At 66.6% G+C, this 4,340-nt stretch carries 4 protein-coding genes; 2 read left to right on the top strand and 2 right to left on the bottom strand.

The window, feature by feature from the left end; genetic code table 11:
• A partial coding sequence (gene dnaK / locus ACFWPJ_RS25930) for a molecular chaperone DnaK (RefSeq protein WP_378855044.1) occupies window positions 1–1,592 on the bottom strand: 1,592 nt, incomplete at its 3' end.
• A 254-nt stretch (window positions 1,593–1,846) separates the two neighbouring features.
• Window positions 1,847–3,394, bottom strand: coding sequence for a DHA2 family efflux MFS transporter permease subunit (locus ACFWPJ_RS25925; RefSeq protein ID WP_378855042.1), 1,548 nt, complete (start codon window positions 3,392–3,394; stop codon window positions 1,847–1,849).
• Between the two features lie 85 nt (window positions 3,395–3,479).
• Between ACFWPJ_RS25925 and ACFWPJ_RS25920 the strand changes: the two genes are divergently transcribed.
• Both ACFWPJ_RS25920 and ACFWPJ_RS25915 read left to right on the top strand, forming a co-directional pair.
• Window positions 3,480–3,950 carry a MarR family winged helix-turn-helix transcriptional regulator gene (locus ACFWPJ_RS25920; RefSeq protein ID WP_378855040.1) on the top strand — a complete coding sequence of 157 codons (471 nt, stop codon included), beginning with the start codon at window positions 3,480–3,482 and terminating at the stop codon, window positions 3,948–3,950.
• A gap of 14 nt (window positions 3,951–3,964) precedes the next feature.
• Window positions 3,965–4,340, top strand: a 376-nt coding sequence (locus ACFWPJ_RS25915) for a hypothetical protein (protein WP_378855038.1), incomplete at its 3' end; no start/stop codon positions are given.

Raw genomic sequence — 4,340 nt, 5'->3', positions numbered from 1 at the left:
ACCTTGTCCTCGTTGTCCTTGATGAACTTCTCGGTCTGGTGGACCAGCGACTCGGCCTGGTTGCGGGTCTCGGCCTCCTCGCGGCGGGCCTTGTCCTCGGCGGCGTGCGCCTCGGCGTCCTTGACCATCCGCTCGATCTCTTCCTTGGACAGGCCGGAGCCGTCCTGGATCTTGATCTTGTTTTCCTTGCCGGTGCCCTTGTCCTTGGCGGTCACGTGCACGATGCCGTTGGCGTCGATGTCGAAGGTGACCTCGATCTGCGGCACGCCACGCGGGGCCGGGGGCAGGCCGGTCAGCTCGAAGGAGCCGAGCAGCTTGTTGTGCGAGGCGATCTCGCGCTCACCCTGGAACACCTGGATCTGCACGGACGGCTGGTTGTCGTCGGCCGTGGTGAAGGTCTCCGAGCGCTTGGTCGGGATGGTGGTGTTGCGCTCGATGAGCTTGGTCATCACGCCGCCCTTGGTCTCGATGCCCAGCGACAGCGGGGTGACATCGAGCAGCAGGACGTCCTTGACCTCACCCTTGAGCACACCGGCCTGCAGGGCGGCGCCGACGGCGACGACCTCGTCCGGGTTCACGCCCTTGTTCGGCTCACGGCCACCGGTCAGTTCCTTGACCAGGTCGGAGACGGCGGGCATACGGGTGGAGCCACCGACGAGCACGACGTGGTCGATGTCGGCCACGTTGATGCCGGCGTCTTTGATGACGGACTGGAACGGCGCGCGGGTGCGATCCAGCAGATCGGAGGTGATCTTCTGGAACTCGGCGCGGGTCAGCTGCTCGTCGAGGAACAGCGGGTTCTTGTCCGCGTCGACGGTGATGTAGGGCAGGTTGATCGAGGTGCTCTGGCTGGAGCTCAGCTCGATCTTCGCCTTCTCGGCGGCCTCGCGCAGACGCTGCAGGGCCATCTTGTCCTTGGTCAGGTCGATGCCCGAGGACGCCTTGAACTTGTCGACCAGCCAGGTCACGACCCGCTCGTCCCAGTCGTCGCCACCGAGGTGGTTGTCACCGGAGGTCGCGCGGACCTCGACGACGCCCTCGCCGATTTCCAGCAGCGAGACGTCGAAGGTGCCGCCACCGAGGTCGAAGACCAGGATGGTCTGCTCTTTGTCGCCCTTGTCCAGGCCGTACGCGAGCGCGGCCGCGGTGGGCTCGTTGACGATGCGCAGCACGTTCAGGCCGGCGATCTGGCCGGCTTCCTTGGTGGCCTGACGCTGGGCGTCTTCGAAGTAGGCCGGGACGGTGATGACCGCGTCGGTGATCTCCTCACCGAGATAGGCCTCGGCGTCGCGCTTCAGCTTCATCAGCGTGCGCGCGGAGATTTCCTGCGAGGTGTACTTCTTGCCGTCGATCTCGGTGCTCCAGTCGGTGCCGACGTGGCGCTTGACCGAGCGGATGGTGCGGTCGACGTTGGTGACGGCCTGGTTCTTCGCAGGCTGGCCGACGAGCACCTCGCCGTTCTTCGCGAACGCGACGACCGAGGGGGTGGTGCGCGAGCCTTCCGAGTTCGCGACGACGACCGGCTCGCCGCCTTCGAGAACGGCGACGACCGAGTTCGTGGTCCCGAGGTCGATTCCGACCGCACGAGCCATAGTGATTTCCTCCTGTGTGACGTACTTAGGGCAACAATCTCAGCAACGCTGAGTGTGGTGGGCTCAATCCTGCCTTCCGAGGCCTCCAGGCGTCAACCCGAACTTGAGTCCATCACACTCAACGTCGTTGATCAGCACAACCAGTAGCTGCGGCGATTCATTCCCGCCACCCGAAAAAATCTTCCGACCCCCGGGTCATTCTTGCCACGACCGCGCTCAACTGCGGCGGCTGATGGGGGATCGCGACGGATCGTTCATGCCTTGCGCGCGGGTTTGACGAAGGCGGTCGTCGCCAGGGCGAGGACGAGCAGGCCCGCGCACAGGTAGCTCGACACCTCTATACCCGAGGCCATGGCTGCCCGGGCCGCCTCGGCGGTGTCTTCGGCGAGGGTTGGGATCACCGAACCGGCGCTGTCGGTGACTGTCGACGTCAGCTGGTTCGCCTCGGCTTCGGACAGGTTCGCGTCGGTCAGGCGGTCGCGCAGGCCGGCGCCGAGGGTGCTGAAGAAGACGGTGGTGAGGACGGCGATGCCGAGGGCCGAGCCGAGTTCGCGTGCGGCGCTCTGGATTCCCGAGCCCTGGCCCGCGCTCTCGGCGGGGACGTCGGCGAGCACGACATTGGTGACCTGGGCGGTGGCGAAGCCTACGCCGATGCCGTAGACGAACAGGGCGACGGCGATCGACCACCAGCTGCTGTCGGCCGCGGCGAACAGGCCGAGCAGGGCGAGACCGGCGGCTTCCAGCAGCAGGCCGATCCTGACCTGGCCCAGCGCCGAGACGGTCATCGAGAAGCTCGCGCCGCTGGCGACGAAACTGCCGATCGCGAGTGGGACCAGGGCCAGGCCCGCTTGCAAGGCGGTGTAGTCGAGTGCGAACTGCATCCACAGCGGCAGGACCGCGATGATGCCGAACTCGCCGAGGCCGACGAGCAGGGTCACCACATTGCCCTTGCGGAACGAGTCGATGGAGAACAGCCGCACATCGAGCAGGGGCTCGTCCGTGAGTCTCGCTTGCCTGCGCCAGAACATCCCGAGCGCGAGGATCGCACCGGCGAGCGCGATGAGCACCGGCGATGGTCCACTGCGCCAGGCGAATTCACCGATACTCAGGGGTTCGGTGACCATCAGCCATCCGTAGTGACGGCCTTCGATCAGGGCGAAGGCGAGCAGGCCGAGGCCGAGTGCCGACAGCGCGGCGCCGAGCCAATCGACGCGACCTGGCGAGCTCGGCGACACCGGGAGATAGATGAGCACCGCGGCCATGATGAGGGCGACCATCGGGATGTTGATGCCGAAGGCCCAGCGCCAGGAGAAGTCAGCGAGCCAGCCGCCGAGCAGCGGGCCGACCGCGGCGGCCGCGCCGATCGTGGAACCCCAGATCGCGAAGGCCTGGCCGCGCGCCTTTCCGGTGAAGGCTGAATTCACCAGGGCCAGGGAGGTCGGCAGGATCATCGCTCCGCCGATGCCTTGCAGGAAGCGGGCCAGGATCAGCAGGCCGCCGCTCGGGGCGAGCGCGGCGAGCAGGCTGGTCACGCCGAAGACGACGAGACCGATCAGGAACAGTTTGCGCGCGCCGTAGAGGTCACTGAGTCTGCCGGTGAGCAGCAGCAGCGCCGCGAAGACGATCGCGTAGGACTCCTGGATCCATTGCGCCTGGATCGAGGTGATCGCGAGGTCGTCGACGATCGGCGCGACGATCACGTTCACGATCGTCAGGTCGACCACGATCAACGCGACGCCGAGCGATACGGCGATCAGGCCCAGCCACAACCGCAGCGGTGGGGTCTCGATTTCTGTTCGCAATTTACCTCCATCATCAAGTGACTTTATGATGAAGGTAAGTGCGCAGCCGGTAGGTTGTCAATCGAGCGGCGAACGAGAGGACGACATGGCGAAGCGGACATCCGGCGATGTCGCGATGCAGCGGCAGCGGCTCGCCGCCGGGCTCATCGGCTACGGCGCGAGCTTCACCGAACTGGGCCGCCGGTTCGCCGAGACCCTCGGCGTGCACTCGACCGACGCCTTCGCGCTGATGGAGATCGCCGCCGCCGAGGAGGCCGGGACGCCACTGTCCCCCGCACTGCTCAGCAAGCGGATCACCCTCACCTCGGGGGCGATGACCACCCTGATCAACCGGCTGGAGCAGGCGGGATACGTCACCCGCAGCCGCGAGCACACCGACCGGCGGGTGGTGACCTTGCGGTGCAGCGAGGACGCGCGCCGCCTCGCCAACGAGTTCTTCCACACGGTCAATGCCGAGCAGGACGCGATCCTGGCCGGATACTCGACTGATCAGCTCGAGCAGTTCGAGACCCTGATCGCGCGGCTGCGCGCGACGATGGACGGGTCGTCCACCTAGACAAGGGAGAAACCGTGCACACCGTTGATCTTCTCGTCGTCGGCCGCGGCCAGAGCGTGGTCGACACCTCCATCGCCTACATCGACGGCCTCGGCTACCGCGTTCTCGGCACCACCCTCGATGAGGAAGCGCTGGACATCCTGGACCGCGAGCAGGTTCGTCTGCTCGTCATCGGCGGCGGGGTCGAGACGGAATCACGAAAGACATTGACGGCCAAGGCCAATGAGCGGGGGACCACGGCGGTCGCGGCGGAGCGGGCGGGGCGTGACGTCGAGCAGTACCTCGCCGATGAGGTCGTGGGGGGGGGGGGGGGGTATGGCCCGAATATTTGGGGGGGGTTCGGGGGGGGCATCCGGGGGTTAACGAGCACAGTGGGGGGCTGGTGGGGCA

It is taken from the genome of Nocardia sp. NPDC058497 (assembly GCF_042720195.1).
Lineage (GTDB): Bacteria > Actinomycetota > Actinomycetes > Mycobacteriales > Mycobacteriaceae > Nocardia.
The sequence above is the reverse complement of the archived record's forward strand: the minus strand, read 5'-3'. Positions and strand labels throughout refer to the sequence as shown.

Bases quoted from the DNA above. Each gene is read 5' to 3' on its own strand.
- ACFWPJ_RS25920 (WP_378855040.1), top strand. From the start codon at position 3,480: ATGGCGAAGCGGACATCCGGCGATGTCGCGATGCAGCGGCAGCGGCTC.